This window comes from Spiroplasma endosymbiont of Cleonymus obscurus, assembly GCF_964273375.1.
In the GTDB taxonomy this organism is placed as follows: domain Bacteria; phylum Bacillota_I; class Bacilli_A; order Mycoplasmatales; family VBWQ01; genus Spiroplasma_E.
Map to the genome: position 1 here is coordinate 765,402 of NZ_CAXWWA010000002.1, position 26,975 is coordinate 792,376.

The 26,975-nt window shown below is 24.0% G+C and carries 36 protein-coding genes; 24 read left to right on the forward strand and 12 right to left on the reverse strand.

The window, feature by feature from the left end:
- Window positions 1-314: 314 nt before the first annotated feature.
- A protein-coding gene (locus tag ACI2WJ_RS04955; RefSeq protein WP_400254556.1) for an IS5 family transposase occupies window positions 315-1,104 on the reverse strand; the annotation gives its coding sequence in 2 pieces (ribosomal slippage) (window positions 315-842 and window positions 844-1,104; 789 coding nt in all).
- A 347-nt stretch (window positions 1,105-1,451) separates the two neighbouring features.
- Between ACI2WJ_RS04955 and ACI2WJ_RS04960 the strand changes: the two genes are divergently transcribed.
- The 3 genes from ACI2WJ_RS04960 to ACI2WJ_RS04970 all read left to right on the forward strand — a co-directional run bounded on the left by ACI2WJ_RS04960 (window position 1,452) and on the right by ACI2WJ_RS04970 (window position 3,572).
- Window positions 1,452-1,826 (forward strand): hypothetical protein, encoded by a 375-nt coding sequence (locus ACI2WJ_RS04960; RefSeq protein ID WP_400255014.1) that lies wholly within the window; start codon window positions 1,452-1,454, stop codon window positions 1,824-1,826.
- A gap of 206 nt (window positions 1,827-2,032) precedes the next feature.
- Window positions 2,033-2,776, forward strand: a complete 744-nt coding sequence (locus tag ACI2WJ_RS04965) for a hypothetical protein (protein WP_338959250.1) — start codon at window positions 2,033-2,035, stop codon at window positions 2,774-2,776.
- Between the two features lie 16 nt (window positions 2,777-2,792).
- A complete protein-coding gene (locus ACI2WJ_RS04970) occupies window positions 2,793-3,572 on the forward strand; it encodes an alpha/beta hydrolase-fold protein (RefSeq protein WP_339039631.1) in 780 nt (259 codons plus the stop codon).
- A 6-nt stretch (window positions 3,573-3,578) separates the two neighbouring features.
- On the opposite strand, the gene ACI2WJ_RS04975 is transcribed toward ACI2WJ_RS04970, so the two are convergent.
- Entirely contained in the window at window positions 3,579-3,863 is a 285-nt protein-coding gene (locus ACI2WJ_RS04975; protein ID WP_400255015.1) for a SemiSWEET family sugar transporter, read from the reverse strand.
- Window positions 3,864-3,893: 30 nt separating this feature from the next.
- A protein-coding gene (locus tag ACI2WJ_RS04980; RefSeq protein WP_400254448.1) for an IS5 family transposase occupies window positions 3,894-4,683 on the reverse strand; the annotation gives its coding sequence in 2 pieces (ribosomal slippage) (window positions 3,894-4,421 and window positions 4,423-4,683; 789 coding nt in all).
- A gap of 280 nt (window positions 4,684-4,963) precedes the next feature.
- Between ACI2WJ_RS04980 and ACI2WJ_RS04985 the strand changes: the two genes are divergently transcribed.
- The 14 genes from ACI2WJ_RS04985 to ACI2WJ_RS05050 all read left to right on the forward strand — a co-directional run bounded on the left by ACI2WJ_RS04985 (window position 4,964) and on the right by ACI2WJ_RS05050 (window position 12,797).
- A complete protein-coding gene (locus ACI2WJ_RS04985; RefSeq protein WP_400255016.1) occupies window positions 4,964-5,911 on the forward strand; it encodes a rolling circle replication-associated protein in 948 nt (315 codons plus the stop codon).
- Between the two features lie 220 nt (window positions 5,912-6,131).
- A complete protein-coding gene (locus ACI2WJ_RS04990; protein WP_400255017.1) occupies window positions 6,132-6,407 on the forward strand; it encodes a hypothetical protein in 276 nt (91 codons plus the stop codon).
- A 58-nt stretch (window positions 6,408-6,465) separates the two neighbouring features.
- Window positions 6,466-6,669: a hypothetical protein gene (locus ACI2WJ_RS04995; protein ID WP_339049248.1), complete on the forward strand. Its 204-nt coding sequence runs from the start codon at window positions 6,466-6,468 to the stop codon at window positions 6,667-6,669.
- Between the two features lie 150 nt (window positions 6,670-6,819).
- Window positions 6,820-7,683 carry a hypothetical protein gene (locus tag ACI2WJ_RS05000; protein ID WP_400255018.1) on the forward strand — a complete coding sequence of 288 codons (864 nt, stop codon included), beginning with the start codon at window positions 6,820-6,822 and terminating at the stop codon, window positions 7,681-7,683.
- Window position 7,684: 1 nt separating this feature from the next.
- A complete protein-coding gene (locus ACI2WJ_RS05005) occupies window positions 7,685-8,104 on the forward strand; it encodes a hypothetical protein (RefSeq protein WP_174480868.1) in 420 nt (139 codons plus the stop codon).
- 16 nt (window positions 8,105-8,120) lie between these two features.
- Window positions 8,121-8,246, forward strand: coding sequence for a hypothetical protein (locus ACI2WJ_RS05010; protein ID WP_400255019.1), 126 nt, complete (start codon window positions 8,121-8,123; stop codon window positions 8,244-8,246).
- On the forward strand, window positions 8,246-8,434 hold the full coding sequence (locus ACI2WJ_RS05015) for a hypothetical protein (protein WP_338960158.1): 189 nt from the start codon (window positions 8,246-8,248) through the stop codon (window positions 8,432-8,434). The genes ACI2WJ_RS05010 and ACI2WJ_RS05015 overlap by 1 nt, the downstream gene beginning before the upstream one ends.
- 236 nt (window positions 8,435-8,670) lie before the next feature.
- Complete coding sequence (locus ACI2WJ_RS05020) at window positions 8,671-8,931, forward strand: hypothetical protein (RefSeq protein WP_338956747.1); 261 nt, start codon at window positions 8,671-8,673, stop codon at window positions 8,929-8,931.
- Window positions 8,932-8,943: 12 nt separating this feature from the next.
- A complete protein-coding gene (locus ACI2WJ_RS05025; protein ID WP_338956929.1) occupies window positions 8,944-9,312 on the forward strand; it encodes a hypothetical protein in 369 nt (122 codons plus the stop codon).
- 209 nt (window positions 9,313-9,521) lie between these two features.
- Window positions 9,522-9,713 (forward strand): hypothetical protein, encoded by a 192-nt coding sequence (locus ACI2WJ_RS05030; protein WP_338956933.1) that lies wholly within the window; start codon window positions 9,522-9,524, stop codon window positions 9,711-9,713.
- A gap of 2 nt (window positions 9,714-9,715) precedes the next feature.
- Window positions 9,716-10,768, forward strand: coding sequence for a hypothetical protein (locus ACI2WJ_RS05035; protein WP_400255020.1), 1,053 nt, complete (start codon window positions 9,716-9,718; stop codon window positions 10,766-10,768).
- Between the two features lie 9 nt (window positions 10,769-10,777).
- Window positions 10,778-10,984, forward strand: coding sequence for a hypothetical protein (locus ACI2WJ_RS05040; RefSeq protein ID WP_400255021.1), 207 nt, complete (start codon window positions 10,778-10,780; stop codon window positions 10,982-10,984).
- 22 nt (window positions 10,985-11,006) lie between these two features.
- Window positions 11,007-11,642 (forward strand): hypothetical protein, encoded by a 636-nt coding sequence (locus ACI2WJ_RS05045; protein ID WP_400255022.1) that lies wholly within the window; start codon window positions 11,007-11,009, stop codon window positions 11,640-11,642.
- 111 nt (window positions 11,643-11,753) lie between these two features.
- A complete protein-coding gene (locus ACI2WJ_RS05050; RefSeq protein ID WP_400255023.1) occupies window positions 11,754-12,797 on the forward strand; it encodes a DUF3137 domain-containing protein in 1,044 nt (347 codons plus the stop codon).
- Between the two features lie 53 nt (window positions 12,798-12,850).
- Here ACI2WJ_RS05050 and ACI2WJ_RS05055 read toward each other — a convergent pair whose 3' ends face one another.
- Window positions 12,851-14,473, reverse strand: coding sequence for an ABC transporter ATP-binding protein/permease (locus ACI2WJ_RS05055; RefSeq protein WP_400255024.1), 1,623 nt, complete (start codon window positions 14,471-14,473; stop codon window positions 12,851-12,853).
- Window positions 14,474-14,863: 390 nt separating this feature from the next.
- Here ACI2WJ_RS05055 and ACI2WJ_RS05060 point away from each other — a divergent pair, with 390 nt between their 5' ends.
- From ACI2WJ_RS05060 to ACI2WJ_RS05070, 3 genes are read left to right on the forward strand one after another with little or no spacing between them, the layout of a single operon-like run.
- Entirely contained in the window at window positions 14,864-16,102 is a 1,239-nt protein-coding gene (locus ACI2WJ_RS05060; RefSeq protein ID WP_400255025.1) for a hypothetical protein, read from the forward strand.
- Complete coding sequence (locus ACI2WJ_RS05065; RefSeq protein WP_400255026.1) at window positions 16,053-16,811, forward strand: hypothetical protein; 759 nt, start codon at window positions 16,053-16,055, stop codon at window positions 16,809-16,811. Before ACI2WJ_RS05060 ends, ACI2WJ_RS05065 begins: the two co-directional genes overlap by 50 nt.
- 17 nt (window positions 16,812-16,828) lie before the next feature.
- Complete coding sequence (locus ACI2WJ_RS05070) at window positions 16,829-17,485, forward strand: hypothetical protein (RefSeq protein WP_400255027.1); 657 nt, start codon at window positions 16,829-16,831, stop codon at window positions 17,483-17,485.
- Between the two features lie 40 nt (window positions 17,486-17,525).
- Here the strand turns inward: ACI2WJ_RS05070 and ACI2WJ_RS05075 are convergent, their stop codons facing one another.
- Window positions 17,526-18,764, reverse strand: a complete 1,239-nt coding sequence (locus tag ACI2WJ_RS05075) for an IS256 family transposase (RefSeq protein WP_400255244.1) — start codon at window positions 18,762-18,764, stop codon at window positions 17,526-17,528.
- A 503-nt stretch (window positions 18,765-19,267) separates the two neighbouring features.
- On the opposite strand from ACI2WJ_RS05075, the gene ACI2WJ_RS05080 reads away from it, so the two are divergent.
- Together ACI2WJ_RS05080 and ACI2WJ_RS05085 are read left to right on the forward strand one after the other, a co-directional pair.
- Window positions 19,268-19,603: a hypothetical protein gene (locus ACI2WJ_RS05080; RefSeq protein ID WP_400255028.1), complete on the forward strand. Its 336-nt coding sequence runs from the start codon at window positions 19,268-19,270 to the stop codon at window positions 19,601-19,603.
- A 90-nt stretch (window positions 19,604-19,693) separates the two neighbouring features.
- On the forward strand, window positions 19,694-22,651 hold the full coding sequence (locus tag ACI2WJ_RS05085) for an AAA family ATPase (protein WP_400255029.1): 2,958 nt from the start codon (window positions 19,694-19,696) through the stop codon (window positions 22,649-22,651).
- Between the two features lie 86 nt (window positions 22,652-22,737).
- Here the strand turns inward: ACI2WJ_RS05085 and ACI2WJ_RS05090 are convergent, their stop codons facing one another.
- The 6 genes from ACI2WJ_RS05090 to ACI2WJ_RS05115 all read right to left on the reverse strand — a co-directional run bounded on the left by ACI2WJ_RS05090 (window position 22,738) and on the right by ACI2WJ_RS05115 (window position 24,739).
- Complete coding sequence (locus ACI2WJ_RS05090; protein WP_400255030.1) at window positions 22,738-22,932, reverse strand: hypothetical protein; 195 nt, start codon at window positions 22,930-22,932, stop codon at window positions 22,738-22,740.
- Window positions 22,933-22,946: 14 nt separating this feature from the next.
- A complete protein-coding gene (locus ACI2WJ_RS05095; RefSeq protein WP_400255031.1) occupies window positions 22,947-23,237 on the reverse strand; it encodes a hypothetical protein in 291 nt (96 codons plus the stop codon).
- A 179-nt stretch (window positions 23,238-23,416) separates the two neighbouring features.
- A complete protein-coding gene (locus tag ACI2WJ_RS05100; RefSeq protein ID WP_400255032.1) occupies window positions 23,417-23,575 on the reverse strand; it encodes a BspA family leucine-rich repeat surface protein in 159 nt (52 codons plus the stop codon).
- Window positions 23,576-23,853: 278 nt separating this feature from the next.
- A complete protein-coding gene (locus ACI2WJ_RS05105; protein ID WP_400255033.1) occupies window positions 23,854-24,021 on the reverse strand; it encodes a BspA family leucine-rich repeat surface protein in 168 nt (55 codons plus the stop codon).
- A gap of 5 nt (window positions 24,022-24,026) precedes the next feature.
- Window positions 24,027-24,413 carry a hypothetical protein gene (locus tag ACI2WJ_RS05110; protein ID WP_400255034.1) on the reverse strand — a complete coding sequence of 129 codons (387 nt, stop codon included), beginning with the start codon at window positions 24,411-24,413 and terminating at the stop codon, window positions 24,027-24,029.
- Between the two features lie 203 nt (window positions 24,414-24,616).
- A complete protein-coding gene (locus ACI2WJ_RS05115; protein ID WP_400255035.1) occupies window positions 24,617-24,739 on the reverse strand; it encodes a hypothetical protein in 123 nt (40 codons plus the stop codon).
- Window positions 24,740-24,965: 226 nt separating this feature from the next.
- Between ACI2WJ_RS05115 and ACI2WJ_RS05120 the strand changes: the two genes are divergently transcribed.
- Both ACI2WJ_RS05120 and ACI2WJ_RS05125 read left to right on the forward strand, forming a co-directional pair.
- Window positions 24,966-25,523: a DUF1295 domain-containing protein gene (locus tag ACI2WJ_RS05120; protein WP_400255036.1), complete on the forward strand. Its 558-nt coding sequence runs from the start codon at window positions 24,966-24,968 to the stop codon at window positions 25,521-25,523.
- Between the two features lie 20 nt (window positions 25,524-25,543).
- Window positions 25,544-25,819, forward strand: a complete 276-nt coding sequence (locus tag ACI2WJ_RS05125; RefSeq protein WP_400255037.1) for a hypothetical protein — start codon at window positions 25,544-25,546, stop codon at window positions 25,817-25,819.
- Between the two features lie 34 nt (window positions 25,820-25,853).
- Here the strand turns inward: ACI2WJ_RS05125 and ACI2WJ_RS05130 are convergent, their stop codons facing one another.
- The gene (locus ACI2WJ_RS05130; protein WP_400255038.1) at window positions 25,854-26,963 is read right to left on the reverse strand and encodes a DnaJ C-terminal domain-containing protein; all 1,110 of its coding nucleotides are present in this window, start codon (window positions 26,961-26,963) and stop codon (window positions 25,854-25,856) included.
- Between the last annotated feature and the right edge of the window lie 12 nt (window positions 26,964-26,975).

The window sequence follows — 26,975 nt, forward strand, 5'->3', positions numbered from 1 at the left end:
AAACTAAAAAAATCAAAAAAAAATACAACTATTTTCAAATATTAATAAACAAATTAAAGAAACAGAATTAAATATAAAAGATTTAATAGAAGAAATTGATGAAAATGAAAAAAATGCACAACCATTTAAAAATTCAAAATTAAATATTTTAAAAGAAATTATTGATTTACAAGGTCAGTTATATGAAAATAAAGTTAAGAGATATAAAGAAATATTTGAACAATTAGATTTTATTTTAAAAAATAAAAACTTTGAAGAATTAGAACATTCTATATATCCATCTAAGAACCTGTTTAAAATCTTTTAGAACCTGTTTAAAATCTTTTCAATAAAATTGAAATAAAGGCAAGAACAACCATTTGTAAGCTAGTATTTAATTTTTTTTCACAATTTTTTCATAATCTTCTGCATTTTTCTAATCATGCAAAACTTCGTTCTACAACTCATCTTTTTGGTAATACTACAAAAGAATGTAATTCATTACGTTTTATAACTTCAACATTTGCATTTATAATTGTTTTAATTTTAGAAGCAAATTTTTCACCAGTATAACCAGCATCTACTAGTATTTTTTGAACTGCAGAAAGATTCTCTTTTTCATTTTCAATCATTATTATAGCACTGTTACGATCTGTTTTTTCTGCTGTGGTTATGTAAATTGCATGTGGTAAACCTTGAGAATCAACAGCAATATGACGCTTTATTCCTGAAATCTTTTTACCAGCATCATAACCTTTGTTTTTAGTAGTATCTGTATTTTTAACACTTTGTGAATCAATTATACAAAAACTAGTTTGTTCTTTTCTACCATTATTGATACGAAATGCCATGACTAATTTTTTTTAAAACTAATTGTAATACACTAGGTTCTTTACCATTATTTTTACTTCAAACTTGAAAATAATAATATACAATTTGTCATTTTGGAAAATCTTTTGGTAACATTCTTCATTGACAACCACTTTTTAATACATATAAAACTGCACAAAATACTTCATATAAATCTAAGCTTCTTGGTTTAGTTCTCTTTTTAGTATTTTCTAAAATTGATTTTATATTTTCAAATTGCTCTTTGCTAACATTACTAGGATAATTTTTACGCATATATACCTCTTATCTTAAAATATATAATCATTTTACCCTATTTCTCTAAAAGATTTTAAACAGGTTCTAAGAAAAATCCTTTTGAAGAAGATGGTGATACAGAATTATTTGATAGTATTAGTTTCTCAGTAATTCAAATTAAGGATTTAGAACAAAAAATATTTGATTTTGAAGAAAAAAATAAAGAAATATTAGATAAAATTGATTTACTTGAACTTGATATTAAAAATTTAAGAGAAAAAAAAGCAGAAAAAAATTGAAAATTAACTTTTTTAAATGTATTTACTTTTGGTATTTTTAAATATTATAAAAATAAAAATATTGATAAGCAAATTAAAGAAATAAAATTGAAAACAAGAAATTTAAGAGAAGAAATAAATGAAAATGAAAAAAATATTAAACCACTTAAAGTTTTAAAATTAAATATTTTTGAAAATATTATTAATTTACAAGTCAGTTTGATTAATAAAATTACAAATGAAAAAAATGAAGAAATTTTTGATAAATTAAATTTTATTTCAGAAAATGAAATATCAAAGCAATTTGATGAAGACAATCCTTTTTCTAGTAAAAAACAATTAATTTCAAGAGTTAATAGTCAATATAGTGATCTTGGTTTTGAAACAGATATTGAAAAAAATCAATCTTGTTTTAGTTTGCCAAATGAAGATAAAGCAGAAGAAAAATTAAGTTCTTCTTTGAAATCAATAAATTCTTTATAAGAAAAAAAGATTTTAGTTAAAAATGAATTTAAAAAGTTATTATTTAAAATAACTTTTTATTTTTATATATTAAATATAATTAATTATCAATGATATTATTGGCAATTAAATATAATAAATAAGTAACATTATGTACTTATTTATTTCAATGTTATAATTATTTTAAGATTAAATTTAAAAATATATAATTAGATTGGAAGTAAAAAATGATTCCCGAATATCGATTATTTAACCATCTTTTGCTTTTAAAAAGTAATTATTTTTTTAAGCGCGAAATTAAAAAAAAATTAGGTCATTTAAAAGCAAAAGATTATCGTAATACTTATAACTTAATATTTAATAGTAATCAAAATTTAATGTTTATGAAAATAGTAAGTGTTTATTTATATTTTAATAAAATTTCTTATAAAGAATATTTAAGATTAGTTGCAAATTTTATATTAACTATTTCTGCTTTAATTCCTACTTTTAAGCGTCAAGAAAAACAGTTAGATGATTATCAAAATGCCAAGGAACTTTTATTATTACTTGGATGTAAAGACCAAATAAAAGTTTGGTTTGATGATACTTCAAAAGTAGTATTACCTGATTTTTTGGTAAATAATTCTAATTTGAAAAAAGAAAGTTTGCTCATAATTAAAAGATTGGTAAATATTAGTGGTAATATTTTTATTAATTTAACTAAGAATGAAACAAACATAAAAAATAATTATGAGTTTGGAAGTTTATTAATGTTATTTTACTTGTTGGATTTAGAAACTAGAAAAACATTGCTGACAAAAGATAGTACTGATTTAAATTTAAAAGCTTTTTTTTCATATGAAACTTTATTTACTAATAAGTTGATAATTTTAGATGAATTGGTTAAATGTGCTATGCGCTTAGAACAAACTAATTTTAATTTTTATATTAGAATAATGAATTATTCTTTGTTAGGAAATTATCAATAAATTAAGGAGAAAAAATATGAATAATTATGATATAAAAGTTGAAAATATTAAAAGTAAATTTTTAAACATTAATAAAGATATTATTATTGCTTTACCTTCTATTTATGATCAAAATATTGCTTATGAAGTTTATTTAGTTTTTGATGGTAAAGATATGTTACTTAATAGTAATAGTAATATTTTATTTGAAAATAATAGTAATTGTATTTTTATTGGTATTGGTAGTACCAATAATATGACTCGTTTTAATGATTTAGCAACTTATACCAATGATGATGTAAAAATATTAATGACAAAATATTTTCCTGAATTAAAAAAAAGTAACATTGATTTTCTTGGTGGTAATGGTAAAAATTACTTAGAATTTATTATTAATGAGGTTATACCATTTGTTATTAAAAAGTTTAATTTAAAAATTAAAAATTTAAATGCCATTGGTTGTTCTTTGGGAGCATATTTTTGTTTACAAATGTTATATTTATCAAAATTACAATTTACAAAATTATTATTATTTTCGCCAGCAATTTGATTTAATTCACAAATTATTGAAGATTTAAAAACTAAAGTTTTAAATAATAATCAACCTTTAATAGTTGAACTATGGGTAGGAAAAAAAGAACCAAAGTTTTTTGAAGGCAAATTAGTAACAAATTATGAAAGTAATACTATTGAATTAAAAAAAATATTAACTAATAGAAAAATTACTACTAATTTAGTAATTGATGAAAATGGTAGTCATGGTTTTAAATGATGAATTAAATATATTAATGAAAATCCTTTAATTCTTATTACCTAATTGAAACTATGGTTTTTCTTTTTTTCTAAAAATATTATTAATTTTTAGAATTAAAATAATACTTGCAAAAAATAATACAATAGTATTAGTTGTAATAATAGCAGGTTGATTAGACAATATTGCAAAAATAATTCATGTTATTGCTGATAGTACAAAAATAATATACATATATAATGATAATGATTTTGTATCTCTGGTGCGAATTATTTTAAAACTTTGAGGAATTAAAACAATACTAGTTAAAATTGCTCCAATCCAAGATAAAATATTACTATTACTATTAAGTAACATATCTTTCTCTCCTAAATTCTTAGAACCTGTTTAGAATCTTTTTAATAAAACTGAAATAAATGAAAGAACAACCATTTGTAAACTAGTATTTAGTTTTCTTTCACAATTTTTTCATAATCTTCTGTATTTTTCTAATCAAGCAAAGCTTCGTTCTACAATTCATCTTTTTGGTAATACTACAAAAGTATGTAATTCATTGCGTTTTATCACTTCAACATTTGCATTTATGATTGTTTTGATTTCAGAAGCAAATTTTTCACCAGTATAACCAGCATCTACTATTATTTTTTGAACTGCAGAAAGATTTTCTTTTTCATTTTCAATCATTATTATAGCGCTATTACGATCTGTTTTTTCTGCCGTGGTTATGTAAATTGCATGTGGTAAACCTTGAGAATCAACAACAATATGACGTTTTATGCCTGAAATCTTTTTACCAGCATCATAACCTTTATTTTCAGTAGTATCTGTATTTTTAACACTTTGCGAATCAATTATACAAAAACTAGTTTGTTCTTTGCGATTATTGTTGATACGAACTTTTTTAACTAATTTTTTTTAAAATTAATTGCAATACACTAGGTTCTTTACCATTATTTTTACTTCAAATTTGAAAATAATAATATACAGTTTGTCATTTTGGAAAATTTTTTGGTAACATTCTTCATTGACAACCACTTTTTAATACATATAAAATTGCACAAAATATTTCATATAAATCTAAACTTCTTGGTTTTGTTTTCTTTTTACTATTTTCTAAAATTGATTTTATGTTTTCAAATTGTTCTTTGGTGACATGACTTGGATAATTTTTATGCATATATACCTCTTATTTTAAAATATATAATCATTTTACATTATTTTCGAAAAGATTCTAAACAGGTTCTTACTATATTTTAGTATTCTAAATGTTATTATAAGATATTAATGGTTAAGTTGATAGTAAAAATAATAATTTTAAGTATAATTATTTTAATTAAATTAAATTAAGTATCACAATTGTTTTGTGTTTGCTTTTATATTTTTTTATGTTAAGATTTGTTTGTTATTAAAAAATATAAAATTGGTTTTTAAAAACCTAGAATTCAGGAATTTTATATATGGATATTCAACAAGATTTTTATGTTAAAAAGATTTTTTATGCTTGTTATGTAAAAAATATAGTATTACCTATTTCTTTTTTAAATAATATTGGAAATGTTAGTGGTAAATCTTATATTGGTAATAAACAAAAATTAAGAAATAATACTGTTCGTACTAAAAATAATTTAATTCAAAAAGCCTTACATAATTTTTATGATAGTAAAATGTTGAGTTTTGTTACTTTAACTTATAAAGATAATATACAAGATATTAAAAAAGCAAAGAAAGATATTCGTTTATTTTTTCTTAAATTAAAGAAATGATGAAATGACCCTAAACGTTTTGAACATTTAGGGGAGTTAAAATATTTTTATGTTTATGAGTATCAATCTCGTGGTGCTATTCATTTTCATATAATTTTTAATAGAAAGATACATAAGAGTATGTTATTAGAATGATGAACTCACGGTTTTAATGATTTAAAAGTCGTTAAAAAAGGTACAAATGAATTTGTTATTAAATATTTAGGAAAATATGTTACAAAAGCAATGGATGATGTTAAATCTATAAATCAGACAGATGTAGGTGTAAGAGCGTATGCTTTTAGTCGTAATTGTAAAAATCCTATTATAGTTCGTGGAATTAAAAAAATAACAATTGGAGATATAATTAAAGCAAGTTTTAATGCAACAAATGTATTTTATTTTAAAACTCAAAGAGATAGTAATGGTGATACTGTTATGATTGGTGGTATTATTGAAAGTACTGTTGTTAATGATTATTTTAAAGACTATGAAGATTATGAACGATATGTATATTTAAGTGCTTTATCGTATAAAGAATATTTGCGGACTAGTGAAATTGGTTATTTAATTCAAAGAGATAAAGATGTTTTGACTTGGTCAGAGAAAATTTTTGGTAATAAAGTTGAGAAAATTGATTTTAAGAAAAGAGTTTTACATTAGAAAAAAAACTAATTTTTTCTATAATTTTACTTGTATATATATATATATATATATATAATGGTTAATGGCACTAATAATTACCTGAATTCTTATTAGTGCTTTTTTTTATTTGATTTTTATTTTTTTGTGTTATACTTAATTTGTAAGTATAGGTTTACCCTACTATGCTTAACTTATTAAATTTTTAATTTAATGAATTCAGGAGGTTAAGTATTTTTTTATGTTTAAAGTACAGTTAGTTAATATTGAAAAAGGGCGTATTATTCCCGATAAAAATAATAAAGGTCAAACATTGAAGTTTGATGTTTTGAAGTTTGTAGAAATAAATAAACAAACGAGTGTACCAACTGGTCAAACACGTGATAAATGATATAATCTGGAATTTGCTAGTGATTTTAATAATTGTTTATCTACTGTTGATTTAAAAGTTGGTAATTTTTATTCACTTGAACTTGATTTAAGCGGTAATATTAAAAAACTTTCTAATTGAAAATAGTTATTTATTAAAAGGGTAATTTTAAATAGTTATTAATATGTTAGGAGTTAATTAAATTATGGCTAAAAATGATAATTGTTCATGTGAACAAGCATTTCATTTAGCGATTTATATGTGTAAACTTTGTGACCAAGTTATTTGTCCTAAAAGAGTTTTGCAAAACTTATATACTAGAAAATATTATTGTCCAAATTGTATATTAGATATTGCTTTAAATAAATCAATGAGACAACAAGAAAGTAAGTTAAATTATGAGACATAAGTGTAGTGATTGGACTTATGAGCGAGTATATGGTTGTGAAATGTGTTACAGAGTTGCTAATGAAATGGAACGAATAAGAAAAGAGAATAAAAGAAAAAAGTAAAAATTAAATAAGCTCCTTATTAGTATATAAAGTAAGGAATTTTATTTATGCCTAATGAATTAGAGCAAACTAGTAATTATACTTTAACTAAAATTTTAAGAACTGGATTAAGTCCAATAAGTGCTATGGTAGGTGTTAGTGCTTATTATGGTCAATATTTAAAAGACCCAATTTTAGGTTCTATTAATTCTTTGTTATTTAGTAAAAAGTTAGGAATTGATATATGGAATATTAATCAAAGACCAACTACTAAAAATAAAGTTATTAATAGTTATAAAAAGATATTTTTAGGTTTAGGAACAATTGGTTTAATTAATTATGCTAAGTTTGTTCAGTATGTAGATAAGTCTGTGTCTTTATTTAGAGATGAGCCTTGTTTTTGGCCACCTTGCCCTACTGAACCACCTAAACCAACGTATCCACCATTTACAACTGTTAAACCGATAATTGATGTTCCTTTTGTAGATTGAGATACTTATATATCTTTAAATAGTTTTGGTATAGCGAATGTTATTAGTGGTTTAACTGAGTTAATACCTAATAGATTTGAAACTATACGTAAAATAGCAAATATGGGTACTGGTGGATGTTTGATTAGTAGTGGTGTTGCTATGGGTATTAATAATAATTTTAATAATTATTTTGCTATTCCTACGATTATTGCTGGTGCAAGTGAGATTATTAATACTTTATTATTGCCATTGGGAAGTACACATAATAATACTGAATTACAAGAAGTATTTACAGATGAAAGAGCAAGATTGATTAATGGCAGTGTTAATGATTATCAAAGTACAGATGACGGTATGGTTGATGTTGATTTAAATGATGATAGTATGTCAGAGATTAATTTAGATAGAGCAAGTTTAAATTGGGATTATTCTTATGCTTATACACTAGGTGGTGTTTAAAGTGAAAATATATATGTGATGAATTTTAAAATTTATGGCATTAACTGGATGTATTACATTTAGTATATTTTTAGGATTAATTCCTAGCATTATAGTTTTAGGAATTGTTGCAATTAAACCAGTATCTATCTTAATTGGTATTGTTGTGGGTTATATTGGTATTCCATGAAATAATATTAAAAATAAAATAACAAATTGAGTTTTTAAGAGAAAAGAAAATAAATTTATTAAAAAGAATGATTTAAAAGTTGAAAGAAAAAGATATGAAAAACAAAAATTAGAAAGAAAATTTCAAAATTTAAATAATCAAGTAAAAGAATTAAAACAAACATTAGAATTTCAAAGTAAATTATTAGAAATTAATAATGAAAATTTAAGAAATAATGAACAAAATAAAACTATAAGAACATTTATTTTATAAGGAGTGAATTAATTTTATGAAAAAAGATAAATGAAAAAATATGCCAAGACAAAAGTTGCATAAGAAAAAAGTAAAAATAAATTTTGACCAAAGATTAAGTGAAAATATGAGTTTTGATAGTTTTTTAGGAGGTAGAAAATAATGGTTAAATGAATAGTTGTGATAATTGCTGTTCTTGGTACTTCTTGGGCTTTTAAAGGTACTATTAAAAAGTTAGTTTGAAAATTTAAACATAGAAAACATAATGTAGTTGACCCAGATTGTTGATATTGTAAAGAACAAAAGCGTAAAGAAAGAGCAAGAAAAGAGTTAGAGGAGGGAGGTGATTAGTATGCCAAAAGGATTAAGTGCTTTAATAGAAATGATTGGAGGTATTGGCCAAAAATTATTAGAATCTTTTAGTTATGTTTTTAACTAAGTATTTGCGGGTGATTCTATAATGACAAATTGACCGGTATTAATTCCAATATTTATGATGGTCTTAGTATTTATTAAAGAATTTATTGGACATATTATTCGTGGATTTAGATAGAAAAAATTAAAGTTGTTTTTAGGAGGTAATAGTTATGATTAAATTATTTTTTGCAATAATTTTTGTTTTTCCTTTATTAGGTAAACTTTTACCTTCTTTAAATAATATTGTGCAAAATATTTTGCAAAGTTATATTACTGATTTTTCTGGTTTACATAATTTGTCTTTGGTTATTAAAAGTTTTATTTTTGGTGATAGTTCACAACAAATAGTTTCAATGCCAGCACCATTGTTAGCAATTATTTTAGTACTTTTTACTTTTTCATTAATTTTAAAATTATTAAAAATAATATAGGAGTAGTTTATTATGGGTGTTGCTTTTATTTCAAAAGTTTTAGAACTATTTGGACAAATTTTTATGAAATTTTGAAATTTGCCAATGGCAGATTTAGGTTTTAATTTGGGAACTTTTGTTGTTTTTATTCTTTTAATAAAGTTTGCTATGTCAGTTTTTTTAAATATTGACATTCAGCCAGTTTCTACATCGGGGACTGTAAAGCAAAGTTATAGAAATATTAAAGGTAGTTCAAAATTTGTTGGTAAAAAAATTGCTAAGGTTCATAGTAAACGTATTGATAAATTAAAAGAAAAAAATAAAAAACAAGGTAAGTTTAAAGGTGGTGCTGGTGGTAATAAATTTACTGGAACATCTAGTGGTTGAGGAGTTGGTAATTAATTATGAGTGATTTTGTGAATAGTATATTGCATTTAATTTTTATATTTTCTAGTAATGATATTGGTATATTTTTAAATCAAACTAATATTACTGATGAAGTTTATATTTTGTTTAATTTGACTTTTTGGTTGGTATTAGGTGTATTTTTTAATTTTATTTATCGTAGTATTAAATTTATTTTTAGGTCATTGTTTGGGTAGGTGTTAAGTATGAGTGTTTGAGATATTTACAATAAAATACATCAATGTATAGTTGATTATTGAACTATGTTTATAGGAAGTCCAGTTGACCAATTTACTACTATTTTATGAAATTTAGTAGTTTATGGAACGCAGTTTTTTATTGGATTTATTATATTTTATGGTTTATGATGAGTTTTAAGATGTTTGTTTGGTAAATAATTATGTGATTTAAATTTGCTAAATTGTTTTTTGTTGTAAATACTTCTGTTCAAGCACCAACTAGTTTAATTGCTTCAAATGACCCTAATGTTGTTAATTATGTTATTACAAAAGAAATGGTTAAACATGTTAAGTATCATAATTTTGATGATTGAGCAACAATACCATGAAATTCTGCTTATTTTGACATTGACCAACCGGATTTAAAATTAGTTAGTGGTGAATATATTGGTAATCAGGGTACTTATATATGTTCTTATTATAGTGATACAGTTGGTGTTCCAAAACAACAGATAAATATGGGGTCTGGCGTTTATACTTTTAATAGAAAACAATTGGATGAATTTTCACGTATTATGTTTAATCATAATTATGTTTCAGAAAAGAATACTAATCATTTGAATTTTGTTAATAACGATAGGAGAGTTATAAATTTTCAAACACAGTTAAATTTTGAAATTGATAAACCTTTGAGTTTTTATATTCAAGGATTTATGTTTTATTTTGAATATGAACGTTTTAAAACTTTTACTGCTAATTTTACTTTTAGTTTTTTAGATTATGTTGGTAATACAAAGTATGTTTTTAAAGGTAAAGTGGATAATGATATTTATCAACAAGATTTATATAATTTTGTTACTTTGCCTATTCGTGTACCAAATTTAAAACATTTAACAGTATTTTTTGACGTTCACGGTGATTCATATTCTTATATGTCACCACAGTTAAATCTTGGTCAAGTTAATATTTTTTCAAGTGAAAATATAACGCCAGTGCCAGCAAATAGTCCTTTTAATCCCGAATATGAAAGACCAAGTTGATATGATGTCTTTGGACATTTACGTAATGCTTTTAGATGAGTACTTTATGGTGTTGTTGGTAAAGTTTTACCAGTTGAACCATTAAGACAATTTCTTTTTACAACAGATAGTTTATTATGACATATTTTTTCAGATACGATTAGTACTGCTTTAAATGTTGATGTTGTTAGTGGAATAGAAAATATTATACCTTTATGATTATTTGTTAGAGCAATTAGTTTAATTATAGGTTAGGAGTTTATTATGCCTTGATATGGTTATGTGTTATTAGTTATAGGTTTGATTATAATTATTTATCCAATTTTTATAACTATTCGTAATGTTAAAATTTTAAAACGAGTTGGTAGTTATATTATTTCAGCACCTCCAAGAACTGGCAAATCTGCCCTTGCTTGTTGTTTAGCACAAACTCATAAGAAACGAGTAGTTAGAGAGTCCTTTCCCTATTAAGTTAAAGACTGGTTATTCTTATTTGGTTAATTATAACGATGTTTTTACTTTTAATCAGTTAGCAAGTAATTATGCTTTTGAGGAACAAGATTTAATAATTTTAGATGAATTAGCATTAAAAATAAATTCTAATGATTTAGGAGTACAGTTTAAAAATCAACAAGAAAGTTTAGGACAATTTTGTAAGTTAATAGGTCACATGTTTAATGGTACAATGTATTTGATTGAACAACACCCCGATAGAATACCAAAACAAGCAAGAGAAAAAGTAGAATATATAGTTCAAGTTAAAAGAATGCGTGTTTTATTATTTTTTGTTGTATTTAATATTAATTTATATACTAATATTGAGGATTATAATAAAGTAGTATTTTCACGTCGTAGAACAAAGAAAATGATTAAAAAAGGTATTATGCCTCCAAGTTATAGTGGTGAAGCAATGGCTATGACTTTATTTTTTCCTAGACATTGGTTAAAGAGGTATAATTCACGTGCTTTACATTATGTGTATGAACTTAAAAGTGAATTGTCACCTAAGAAATACCTTAAAGAAGCAAGTAGTATTGATATGAATTATAATGATATTAAGTCTGCTGGTTTGGATAAATTGGATAATATTTTAAAGAAAAAAGATAAACCTAAAAATAAAGATAAATAAAAATGATTATAGTCCCAGTGAACCTACTGGGACTATAATTTGGGTGAGCCACGTAGTGGCGAGGGACGCGAAGTCCCTATATACTTGATAAATTAATATATGGGAGGAAAAATGAGCAGAAATAATAGTATTATAAAGTTTAATGAGAATGAATTAAAAATTATTAAAGAAAATATACATTCAATTTATAACAAGATTTTAAATACTTCCTTTAAGCGAATGTTTATAAGCAATGTATATAAAATTATTGCTTATATTATTTTGGCATTAGGTTTTTTTACTATTATGTTAGGGATAATTTTTCTGAGTAGTTTATTACCTGAAAAAGTGTCTAGCACATTTTATTTAGTAATAGTTATTATTGGTATTATTTATGTTGGAACATTGTTAGTAACAGTTGGACAAACTTTTTCTAAAAAAATAAAACGAGAATTTTTAGAATATAATATTAATTATTTAAAAATGGCAGTTAATTCTACTTTTAAAGCAGTTGAAATTACTAATGTTACTAATAATTTTACCATTGTACCACAAAAATTCTTAGTTATTGGTAGTGATTTTAATCATCGTGTTTGAACTGAAAAAGTTATTATTGGTAGTATTAATGATAAAAATTTTAATTGTGGAACAACTTTAGAAAAGATTACTAGAACTTACAAGACAGGAAAAACTACAACTACTAGTACTACATATAATCGATATCTTTATTTTACGTGTTTAATTGATATGCAAGATGTAATAACAACGATTGTTCCTGAAACATTAGGTTCAAGAATTATGGGTTCAAATCGTGGTGATCAACTTGAATCAGCAGCATTTGAAAAGTTATTTGCTCTTGATTATAGTGATCCAATTAAGTTAAGAAAGTTATTAGTGCCGAAAGTAATGAGCAAAATGGTTGATTTAGCAAATACACAAGAAAAAATACCACGTATTTATGTTAATAAAAATCAAGTCACTCTAATGCTTCCTTATATGAATATTGGTTCTGATAATAGTTCTACTGCTAATTTATTAAATTTAGTTATTGCTAATAGTGAAGAAAAATTATTAGAAAATGTTGTTGAAATGTTAAATTTTACATTAGATATTATAATAAACTCTTATCAATGAGTAGTAAGTTTAGATTTAAGTAAGGAATTATTATTTAAATAATTAAAAAATATTAAAAGTGATTGGGATTCCCAATCACTTTTAAATTTAGATTATTAATCTTGTCATTTTAATTTGCGAGCAGCAATTCCCATAAAAATTGCTAGTATTATTAAACTAATACCTCCATATAAATACATTTCTCATGTCATTTTAAATGTTCCATTTCAACATTCAAAGTAAGGCAAAGTAGAGTATTTAAATGGTGAGAAATAACTAATAATATTTAATACTTTACTACTTGTAATTCAATCAATAGGCATAATTGAGCCACTTAAGTAAGCAACAGGTAAATATAATACGTTGGCAACAGCAATAAATGAAGTAATAGTCTTAAATAGTGATGCTAACATTATTCCTAAACCAATAGTAGTAATAAAAATAATAATAATTCATGGAATAGAAGCACCAATTTGAGTAGGAAGAGCAATAACACTTCAGCCATACGTACCACCAAAGTAAATGCCCCCTCATAATAATGTTCATAAGAAAGAAATTATTGAAGCAAATACACCGATGATAATTACAGCAGTAACAAAAAATAAAGGATGAATATTAGTTGCACCAATTCTTTTTAGTAATACAGATAATTTAAATTCAATAATTGTTTGAGGAATAATAAATATTCCAACTGAAATAATATTAACAATCGCAATACCAGCAATCATTTGTTTAACAGCAGTAATGGTGCTAGCAACATCAGCACCAGTATGCCGTATTGATTCTCCTTGAATTCCCAAAATTAGAATTGGATAAACAATTAGAAAAAATGGGACAAAGAAGCCTTTTAGATAATATTTAAACATTAAATTCAATAACGGTATTTGTTTAGAAGGGCGTGTTTTTGCGGCATTTACAATTTTGTTTGGATCTTGCTGACCTTTTTTCTTAGATAATGCTTCTTTTTCTGCAGCAATAGTAGGTTTTTTATATTTTTGAAATTGTTGAGATGTATAGTTATGAACTGAACCATATTCTTTAACGACTTCTTTAACAGTCCGTTTTTCAATAATGTCACCATCATGCATATAAATGATACGTGTACAGAAATGTTCAATTTCACTCATGTTATGAGTAACTAAAATCATTGCTACATTTTTTTCAACAATATTTTTTTGTAAAAAATCAAATATTTCTTCCTTAACTTCAATATCTAAACCAGTTGATACTTCATCTAAAATAACCAAGTCAGGTTTATGAATAACACTTAATAATATATTAAGTCGTTGTTGTTGACCACCAGATAGAAACATAATATTTTTATTTTTAGCAGCTGATAATTGATAGGTATTTAATAATTCATTTAATTGACCAACATTGATTTCGATATTAAATGTTTCTAAATAATAAGTAAGCATATCCATAACAGTAATCCCTGGTGGATATTTTGATTCTTGAAATTGAAAACCAATAACAATGCCTTCTTTTTTTTCAATAACTCCTGAAGTTGCATGTCTAATACCAGCAATAATTTCTGTTAGTGTTGACTTACCACTACCATTTGCACCAATGATTCCAATTCGCTCACCAGCTTTAATTTGAATATTTATTTTATTTAAAACCGTTTTATCACCGTATACTTTAACAATGTCAGTAGCATTAATTAGAAAGTCACTATTTTTAACTCTTTTTTCATGTGTTGTTTCTGTTAAATTTGTTTTTGTTTCTTTTTCTAACATTTTTTATTTCCTCTCCTTTCAATCTAAACTACTATTTTCACTATCTAAATTTGGTTCTAATAAATCATTATATATCATCTTGGTGCTGTTAACAATTAAAATATGAGTAAATAATTTTTATTTTAGTTAAGTAATATTATTAATATTTTTTAAATATGTTTTTAAAAGTTATCTTTTTATAAAAAATTGAATTAATAGTATTATTTATAACACTATTTTAAAATAGTGTATTATTACGATAATATTAAAAGAATATAAATTTTTAACCCTTTACTTTATTTTTGAAAGTAAGTGGTTTTTTTATCTCTAAAAAGAAAGGACAGTATATTATATTTATTATAGTAAAAATTGTCTTAAAAATTAATCAAATATTTTAGAAAGGAGAAAAAAATGAAACCTTTTTGACCAAGAAAAGATAAAACAAATATTAATAATAATGAAGAAAAATCTAAATTAATTTTTTTAGAAAATAAAAGTACACACATTTCTATTTTAAGTTATTTTGGTTTTAATGATTTTAATCATGAGACTTATTTTACTGATTTTGTTGCTGAAAATAATGCTAATTTATATAATACTCCATTGGATATTAATAATGAAACTATTAAACAATATTTAATTAAACAAGAATTTTATAGAAAGAATTGAAATTCTATTTTTAAATTAAGCAAATTAGGAATTAGTGGTTATTTAATTTATATTGCTAATGATGATTTATATTTTCAAGTAGTAGATATACAACAAAGAATTTATGATATTACTGGTAAATTAATTCAATGTACTATTTTTTATGATAGTTATCAACAAAATGCACAAACAGTAAGATTATTTGAAGTTTATAAATTAAATAATGAACAAGTAACTATTAATCGTGCAATTTATAGTATTAGTGATAATAAAAAACAATTTCCTTTACCTTTTAAAGAATATAGTAATAATCCTAATTTAGAACAAGAACAAACATTAAATATTAATTATATTCCAATAGCAATTATGAGAAATAAAGCAAATGAGTTAGCAGATTGTAATAAAGTAATGGATAAAATTAAAGCATTAGATGTTATTTATGAACAAATTGTTTTAGATACTATTTTAAATTCACCAAAGTTTATTTTTGACCAAACTTATGGTAATGCTAAATCTACAATGGATGAAGCCGTAAGAACATTAGTTACTAACAACTATATTTGAAAAACTACTGGTGATAATAATGAAAAAAGTGAAAATATTAATATGACAAGTAGTAATTTTAAAGGTAAAAATTTAACTGATATATATGATTGAAATATTAATGAAATATTTAAACGTTGTGGTATTCATATACCAAGTCAAAAGAAATCAGCACAACAATCGGTTCCCGAAAGTACAGCGGTAAATATTTCAACTATTAATTATATTGAACAAAAATTATGACAATTTAATATTGATATTCTTAAATTTATTCAAATATTAGTACGTTTAGATAAAGATTTATTAAATAGTAAAACATTTAATATTAATGATGAACAAGAAATTAATAACTTAACAGTTAAATTAAAATTATTTAATCCAGAAAATAACCAATTAATAGGAGAAAACAATGGAAAACAACAACAAACCACAAACGAAGTTTCCACAGAAACAAACTAAACTTAATCAAGCAGAAATAGAAAATGATTATTTAATTGATAATATTCCTTATGATTTTACTAATATGATGAGTGCTACTAGTGACCCTGATATTAATAGAGCATACGATGAATTTAAAAAAAGAAAAATTTATATTTATGAAATTGAACGTTTATTTAAAAATAATGAAAATAATAGTTTAAGATTTTCAGCAAATACTATTAAAATAGGTTTTATTGATATTGATAAAGTATTAAAAACTACTGCTGTTGAAACATCTGATTTTACTATGCAATTAAATCAAAGAGCAAGTACTAATATTAATGACAATACAATTGAATATAGTATGACTGATATTAAAAATTTAATATTTCAAGAAATAAATTTATTAAATCAATTTAAGTTATATGCAGTTAGTATAAATGAACCATTAACTGAAAATAATATTGATAATTTATATATTATTAATAATTATTCAGAACCTTATCAAAATCCAAAAACTAGAAGTACTAAAAGTATTACTATTATTAAAATTAAAGACTTTAAAACAAGAGATGGTTATCCAATTATTATTAAATTACAAAAACCACTAGATAAAGACACCAAAGTTATTGGTTTAAAAATTAAAGCACCTAGAAGCATGATTTTTGGCAATATAAAGGTACTTGGTGAAGTCGACAATATGGGGGGGGAGGTATACCCCCAAAGTTATTTGTCAAAGATAAGATAGCATTTCCGCTATTATCAATGCCTATTGAAACTCAACCAAAAGTTAGAATATTACAACAATGATTTAGTGAACAAATATTACCTTGAAATTTAGCAAAACAATTTATAGGGCAAGAAAAATCAGTTTTAGATTTAATTGCTATTGGTGGTGGTAGAGAAACAAGAAAAGAAATTATTAATAATGCAAGAGTAACTAATGCTAAAATTGGTTATGATGTTTCTAAAAATTCAAAAGTATGACCATTATCTGATGAACTAGAATTAAAAGATAAAAAATTAGAGTCATGATTTTTAGTAAGTGACTATAATTTATTTATTTCTACAACAAATAAATTTCATGATGTTGAACTAGAAATAAAAGATAGACCACCAATTGATAGTTTACAAAAAGTATTATTAGATATGTTAACTTATACATATACTTATAATAGAAACTTTGATGGTGCATCATTAAGTAATGTTTTAAAAGAAATGAATGATTTAGATAAAATTCGTGCTAAGTTTGAAGGACAAAAACCAAATGAAGTTATTACTAATTTATTTAAACAATGAGAATTAGATTATCCTAACTATACAAATTTACCACAAGTTAAAATATTAAAACAAATAGTTATAATGCTATCAAAAAATATTTATTCAACCATGTCTATTAATAACGGTTTAAATGATGACTAGAGGCTTTTATGTAATCTGTGTATCTTTGTTTTACAAAGTACTAGTTTAGATTAATTCTATCTTCAAATTTTATCATAAAATGAGCAATTGCTGTATTTCAATTTTGAATGGGCATTGTTCATTTTTTTGTTATATTTTCAATTGCTAAATAAAATATTTTAAAAACTGCCATATCATTAGGAAAAACTTTTTTATTTCTGATAATTTTTCGTAATTGACTATTTACAGATTCAATAGCATTTGTTGTATAAATCACTCTTTTAATTTCTGCAGGATAACTAATAAAAACCATTAAATTATCTCAATTTTTATATCAAGATTTAGCAATTTGAGGATAGTGTTTATTTCACTTATTTTCAAAGGATTCTAAAGCCTGCATTGCTTGTTCTTCACTACATGCAGTATAAATTGGTTTTAAATCTGCAACTAGAGATTTTCTATGCTTATATGAGACATATTTCAAACTATTTCTAATTTGATGAACTATGCATAATTGATGTTCTGTTTTAAGATAAACTGATTGTATTGCTTCTGACATGCCTGTTAAATTATCACTGCAGGCAATAAGAATATCATTTAAGCCACGATTTTTCATTTCTGTGAAATTTGCTAATCAAAATTTAGCGCCTTCATTTTCACTAATTCATAAACCTAAAACATCTTTTTTACCTTCTAAATCAACACCTAAAGCTATATAAACTGATTTGTTAATAATGCGTTTATCTTGTCGTACTTTAACTACTATACAATCAAAATAAACAATGGGATAAATGCCTTCTAATGGTCTATTTTGTCATGCTTTGACATCATCAATCACATCATCAGTAATTTGACTAATAATACTTTCACTAATATCAGCACCCTGATATAACTCTTGTAACTGCATTCTAATATCTGATAATGTCATACCTTTTGCATATAAGGAAAGAACTTGTTGATCAAAACCATCAAATCTTCTCTGTCTTTTTGGCACTATTACAGGAGTAAAATTACTATTACGATCTCGTGGTACATCAATCTCAATTTTACCTTGTTGAGTTATTAATTTTTTTGAACTTATACCATTACGAGCATTGTCACTATTACTATGTTGATTTTTTTCATATCCTAAATAATTTTGCATCTCAGAATTCAACATTTTTTCAACTAAACGTTTTGTTAATTCTTTATATAAACCCCCTTCTTTAAAAACTGTTGTTAAATCTTCAGTATTTTCTAATAATAAATCTACTGCTTTTGATATTGGATCATTATTATTAAAGTTATCTTTTTTAGCCATCTGTAACTCACTCTTTCTAGTCATTTAATTATATTTACTAGAATTAATTAAACATAGTTATTTTTGTAAGTTACACAGATTACTAAACATTACCGATGACCTATAAATTATTATTACCTTATTATTTTGAATTAAAATCAAATCCTATACATTCTACACCTGATAAGATTTGACAATCTCCCAGATAATTTTTATAATTCTATAGTATTGCAAAACTTTGATGTAATGTTATCATTTTGGTCTTCTCAAACAATATTTATTGTTAATATTTGATTTTTATTTTCTTTAATTTATCATCAAAAAGAGCAGACAAATAGATTCACTAATATTTATAGTCAAATTAATTTAACACAATATACATAACTATTACTGCCCTTATTTTTTGAGCGGGGATATTTATTGATAGTGTTTCAAAGTTAGATTTAGAACTTAATTGATTTTGAAAATTGAATAATTTATCTTTATTTTGTTCCTTTTTAGATCATTTAGTATCACCAATATTGATGATTATTTTTTTAATTTTAACGTTTAGAAAAAATAAATTTAATATCAATATTAAAAAACAATTTATATTAGTAGTTATTTATCCAATTATTTATCTAACTTATATTTATATTAGAGCCGGTATTTTACAAGCAAATGATGTTAAAAATTTTATTTATCCTTATAATATTCTCAACTTTAATTATTCAATTATTGGAATTCCATTATGAATTAATAGTATCTTAGTTATAATGTTAATTATTAGTACTATTATTAGTACTACATTATTTTATTTGTGAATTAATAAATTTTATTATAAAACAATTAAAGAACAAATAATAATGCAAATAAAGTAATATTTCTGCTAAATCTTAACAATAAATATTAAGCTGATTCATGGTAAAATATAAATATATATTTTAATATTTTAAAATAGGTGAGGTAAGATGGCATTCTTAAAAAGAATCGAAGCATATGGTTTTAAGTCATTTGCAGAACCTTTAACAATAGAATTTGATACTAATATTGTAGGTATTGTTGGCCCTAATGGTTCTGGGAAGTCTAATATTAATGATGCTATTCGTTGAGTTTTAGGTGAACAATCAGTTAAATCATTACGTGGTGAAAATAGTGAAGATATAATTTTTAATGGTGCTAAAGGAAAACAGCCATTAAATAGTGCTCAAGTTACTTTAGTTTTTGATAATACTAATAAAATATTTAAAGTTGATTTTAATGAAGTACAAATTACTAGAAAAACTTTTCGTAATAGTTCAGAAAATCAATATTACATTAATAAAGCTCGTGTTCGTTTAAAAGATGTACAAGAAATTATTATGGGTACAGGTTTAACTAAAGGTTCACTTGCAATTATTAGTCAAGGTAATGTTTCACGATTTGCTGATTCTAAGCCAGAAGAAAGAAGAACTTTATTTGAAGAGGCTGCGGGTGTTTCAAAATACAAAAAGAGGAAAGAAGAGTCATTACGTAAATTAGAGCGTACTAATGAAAATTTAGTTCGAGTTAATGATATTATTAGTGAAATAAGTAGAAAAATTGAACCATTAGCAAAACAAGCACAGAAAGCTAAAACTTATGTTGAATTACGTGATAATTTAAAAAAATATGAAATTACTATTATTGTTAAAGATTTGGAGACATATCATAATCAATTAAAACTTACAACATTCAGTATAAATGATAATGAAATTTTACAACAACAACTTAATTTAAATATTAGTAAGAATGAACAACAATTAAAATTTTTAAAAAATAAAAGTTATGATTTAGATAAAAACATTAATAGTTTAGAAATGAATTTATCTAATGTTAATAGTTTATTGCAAGTTTTAGAACAACAAAAATCGTTAATGAAAACAAAACAAAGTGAAATAAAAGATCAAACAGAAGTTGAAAAATTAAAAAATGAAATTGAAACTTTGCTTACTATTATTGAACAAAAAACTTTTTTACAAAAAAAAGAACAAGAAAATTTTGATAAAATTAATAATTTATTTGAAGAACTAAATGTTCAACATCAAGATTTAATTTTAGGACAAAATAATATTCATCGTGGTTTAGGTGAAAAAAAAGCACAATTAGAATCGGTAATTAATTATCAACAACGACAAAATCAAAAATATTTGGGTGTTCAAACAATTTTAAATAATAAAGATAAACTATATGGCATCATTGGAGTAGTGAGTGATTTAATTTCGGTGCCCGATCTTTATAGTGAAGCGATTGTTAAAGTATTGGGCAATACTTTAAAAAACATTGTTACGGCGACTAACAAAGATGCAACCAAGGCTGTTGAATTTTTAAAACAAAATAAAGCGGGAATTGCCACTTTTTTACCTTTAAATTCAATTCAAGTTCGAACAGCGACTAAAGAAGATAAAATTATTGTTAATAGTAAATCAGGTTATTTAAGTTTTGCTCATCATTTAGTTACAGCAGTTGATAATAGAATTCAGCCGATTATTAATTTTCTTTTAGGTCGTACTATTATTTGTGAAGACTTAGAAAGCGCAAGAGTTATTTCACAATTAATTGCTGCTAAATACCAATGTGTAACTTTAGATGGTCAATTAATTAAAGCTGGTGGTGCTATTGTTGGAGGTTATCAACATCAAAATAGTATTAATGTTTTTAAAGAAAAGTTAATAGTTTCTGAATTAAAAGAAGAAATTAAATCATTAGAACAACAATTAGTTAATATAAATGTCCAAAGAACAAGTATTGAAAGCGAATTAAATAATTATCAAGGTCAAAAGTTGACAATTACTTTAACAATAAATAAACTGATTAGTGAAATTAGTGAAATCACTAATCAATCACAATTATTAACTACTCAATATCAAACATTAACTGGTAAAAAATTAGATATTGATACTACAAACCAATTAAATGATATTTTTATTCAATATGAAAATTCTAAATATGATCAAGCAACAATAAAAAGTCAACTACAATTAATTCGTAAACAGAAACATCAATTATTAGAACAAATGCAAAATTTAGAAAATGAATTATATAGTTTAAATCAAGAACATTTTATGACTAGTGATAAATTAAATAATCAAAAGCTTGAACAAGTAAAAATGGAGTCAAAAGTAGAACAACATTTAAGACGTTTAGTTGAAACTTATAATTTAACTTATGAATATGCTAGAGAACATTATAGTGAACCATTAGCAGATGAACAACAAGCACGTAATTTGGTACAACAATTACGTAGTGAAATTGAAGATTTAGGATTTGTAAATATTAATGCTATTGAAGAATTTGAAAATGAAAATGAACGTTATTTACGTTTAAAAACTAAACATGATGAATTACAATTAGCATCACAATCGTTGTTAACAGCCATTGATGAAATGGATAATGTTATGGTAACGCAATTTGATGAAACAATCAAAGCTATTAATATGGTATTGCCCGAAACATTTCAAACTTTATTTGGTGGAGGAACTTGTAGTTTACGATATACATCACCTGATGATATTTTAAATACAGGTGTGGAAGTGCTTGCTAATCCTCCTGGTAAAAGAATTAGTAATTTAAACTTATTATCAGGTGGTGAAAAATCATTAGTTGCATTAGCAGTATTATTTGCTATTTTAAAAGTCAAGCCGTTGCCATTGACAATATTAGATGAGGTTGAAGCACCATTGGATCCAGCAAATTTAGAGCGTTTTGCTAGATATGTTCGTAGTTTTTCACAATATACACAATTTATTATTGTTACTCATCGTCCAGGCACAATGGAAAATTGTGATGTATTATATGGGACAACTATGCAAAATCAAGGAATTACGAAAATGGTAGCCATTAAATTAGCAGATGCTAAAAAAATTATTGAAAGCGATAAATCAGTGAAAAATGTTAATTATGTCGTTTAAACTTTATGTTATATTAAAAATAAATTTATTAAAAACAGACCTATTTCATAGGTCTGTTTTTAATAAATTTAAGTATTATTATTTTTTTATTGTGATGAAACATTAACGATTCATGTTGGTGTTAAACCAACCATATCAATAACAACTCCATTACCATTATCATAGTCAGAAATTTGTCATATGTATCATTGTGCAATTAATATTGCTGCAACTGCACCAATTATTGGAGCTAATGCTGGTAAGGCAACACCTAGGACAGCAGAGACTGCTCCTATTCCCAAACCAATCGCATTATTTAATTTTTATGTAATGTATCATGATTTAATCCAATAACATGGTAAGCAAAATAATATTGACAATAGTTTTCGCCGCCTGCATATGTTGCTACGTTATTTTTTGTTAAATATTTTCAAACGTTATTTTCAGCAGTAATATTAGATAAATCAACATTACTTACTTTTTTTATATCTTGGTTTAAAATAGTATTAACAGCTTCTGTTTTTTGATTAGTCTTTAAGTTACTACTTAAATTTCCTACAGTTGTACCAAGTGTTAAAACACTTAGGGCAGTAATTAAATTTTTCATTTTAAACACCTTCTTTATATATATGTAATAAATTAAAAGGATATTTTGGATTAATAATAGTTTCTATAAATTTTAGGAATGATAATATTAATCCAAAACTTGGAAATATTTTCTATCCATCTTAATATTAACACTTTAAGTATTAATATACAAGGCAAGAAAAATCAGTAATATATTAATTAATATATTGTTATAATATTATTTTTAAATTTTGGTAATTTATTAGGATTAGTAATTCCTGAATAATTTGCAAAGTTACTATGTTCTCTTACTTTATTTACATTTCATTTTGAAAGGTCTTGGTTAAATTTTTTAGCACCATAAAACATAAAATTCATATATACTGCATTAGAAGTAATTCAATTTGAAATGTTTTGATTGATGAGGTTGCACCATAAAACATAAGACTAAAACGGTTTATATTAGAACCTGTTTAAAATCTTTTTAATAAAATTTAACTAAAACAAGGAATAATAATTTATAAGTAGGTATTTAATTAACATTTTATTTTCTTTTTCATTTTTTCGTTAAAAAGATTTTATCATTTGATGACTTATCGACTAAAAATCTATTTTTTATTATAAAATAACTATCATAATGTTCTTCTTATTAAAAATTAATCAAAAAAGATTTTAAACAGGTTCTTAGATACATTTCATGTTGAAAGGTCTTGATTGAATGAAGTTGCATTTGCAAACATAACAAAAGTACTTTTTACATTAGAAACATTTCAATTAGTAATATTACTATTAAATGAAGTGGCTCCATTAAATGTAAAATTCATATTTGTTATATTGGAAGTATCTCATGTTGAAAGGTCTTGATTGATGAGGTTGCACCTGTAAACATATTTTTTAAAGATGTGATTTCTGGTGGTAATTTGTCAGGTACTTTTTCAATTGTTCTTGGCATTCTAACAACTTGAATTTCTCCTAATATATTTTTATAAAATCCAATTTGAATAATTTCTTTACTATTTATCTTTGATAAGTCTTTTTCACTAGTTGTTATTTGTTTGCCATCTTTGTCAATATAAATTGTGTCTTGTTGAGTTTTATTTTGAATATAGTTAGTTGTAATATTATTTTTTTGTATAGTTGAGTTTAAGAAACTTGCTAAATTTCCTGTGGTTGTTGCAAATGTTAAAAGACTTACTGCTGTTAATAATGTTTTCATTATGAAAACCCCCTTTTTATTTTTTCCAATAACTTCTTAAATTTAAGAAGTTAACTACATTTTAGTGTTTTTAAAAATAAATGCAATTAACTATTTTTGTATATTTGTATTAATAACAAATTATGAAATACTACAATAACTATTATCTTTGTTTGTTGAATTTTGTTTATTTTGTGTATCATTAGCATTTATTTTATTAACATCTAATTTGTTCACTTGTCTACGTAATTAGTGTCCAATAAAGTGTAACCCATCCAATTTTTTTCTCTTTCTTTTAATAAATCTTGTGTGTAATATATATTAACTATTTCAGTTATTGATGGCATAATTTTAATTCCCCTTTATTTTTTTAAAATTAAAAATTCAATTACTTTAAAACTAAAGTTAATTATAAACTTATATTATGTAAGTTTATAATTGAATTATATATTTAAAATATATATTTTAAATATATTTTTGTACAAAATTAAAATTTAAATCTAAGTTATTAAACTTATTTCATTAGTTGTTATAATTGAAATATATTTAATATAATTTAGAGGGGTATTTATTATGGATTTTTATATTATACTTTGAATATTTTTAATATCATTAACTATTAATTTTATTTTCTTTATGATATCTTTTATTTTTAAAACTGCTATTTTAACTGATATTATTTATTGTTTAAGTTTTATTTGTTTAAGTGTGATCATCGTTGCGTGAAAGCAAAATTTTAGTCCTGTCCAAATTTCGTTGTTTGTTCTTTATAATATTTGAGCTCTAAGATTAGGTAGTTTTTTATTATTAAAAATTATTAAACATAAGGTTGAATATCGTTTTGATAAAATTATTATTAATTTTTGAAAATTTAGTATTTTTTCAATTTTACAAGGAATTTCAGTTTTTATGATTAGTATTCCTACGGTTTTTGCATTAAGTCTTGATATTGTTTATTTTAATAGTACATTTAATAATTACTTACTTATTTTTATTATGCTTGCTATTTTATTTTTAGTTATTGAGACAATTGCAGATTGACAAAAGTTTAGATTTTCCTTAAAGAAAAAACATGATTTTTTTTTATTAATTATGGTTTATGAAAAGATTGTCGTCACCCTAATTATTTAGCAGAAATTGGGTTTTGATATATGATGACAGCATTGTTTATTTGTGATTTATTATTTAAAAATATTAATAGTGATATAAATTATTTATTTCATTTATTATGATTATTAAGTCCGTTGTATTTTAATGTTGTAGTAATTAATATTACCGACATACCAATATGAGAAGTAAAACAATGACAAAGGTTTCACTCTAATGAAGATTATTACAAATATTTAAATGAAACTAGTTGTGTAATGTGTTATATCGGTAAAAAAGTTCCAATTAATAAAGTGAAAAAATTAATATATAAAAAATAAGAACATATGTTCTTATTTTTTATATATTAATTTATTAAATTCTTTTTATTGCACTATTAACAAAATCTTCATTTGGATCAAATTTAGTTTCGTTATTAATATTTCATAATTTTTCTTGCTCTGTTTTAGTAACTTTATTAGGCATTTGTATATCAAGAATAACATGTAAGTCACCACGTTTACTACTATTAGGGTAATAGAATCCCTGATTTTTTAAAGTAATTTTGTCACCGTATTGTAGTCCTAATGGTAATTTATGTTTAATTATTCCTTCAAAGGTAGGAATCATAATAATATTTCCCAAAATAATATCTAAGTAAGATACTGGTAATTTAATATACATATCACTACCTTGACGATCTAAGAAAGCGTGTCGCTTAATATTAATACCAACAAATAAATCGCCTTGAGTACCACCATTATGACCAATTTTACCTTTACCTTTAATTCTAATTTGTTGACCATCAAAAATACTGCGAGGAATATCAAATTCTAATTTTTGATTTTCAATATAATAGCGATGTCCTTTGCATTTTAAACATTTTTGACGAATAATTTTACCAAGTCCTTGACATTGGTTGCAAACACCTTGATGTCTAAACATACCTAATGGTGATTGTTGAACATATTCAAGAACTCCTTTACCTTTACATTTATCACATGTACTAATATCATTAGGAGTTCTAGCACCAGTTTCTTTACAATCCTTACAAGCAACATCAATGTTAATACTAATGGTCATTTTTTTGCCAAAGAATACATCACGATAACTAATTTCAACTTTTGTTAGGATATTATCACCTGGTGTTTTACCATTATAGCGTTGTTGTTGTCTTCTATTACCACCAAATAAGTCACCAAATGCCGAACTAAAGTCACCGAAACCACCAAAGCCACCGAAACCAGAAGAACTACCAACTCCGGGCATATCATGACCAAATTGATCATATTTTGCTCTTTCATTAGTATCAGATAAAACTTGATAAGCTTCACTTATTTCTTTAAATCGAGCTTCATCACCACCACTTGGTGAATCGGGATGATATTTTTTTGCAAGCGTACGAAACGCTTTCTTAATTTCATCTGGAGTAGAATTACGTGAAACTCCTAGAATTTCATAATAATCACGTTTTTTACTTGCCATTTTGTCCACCTC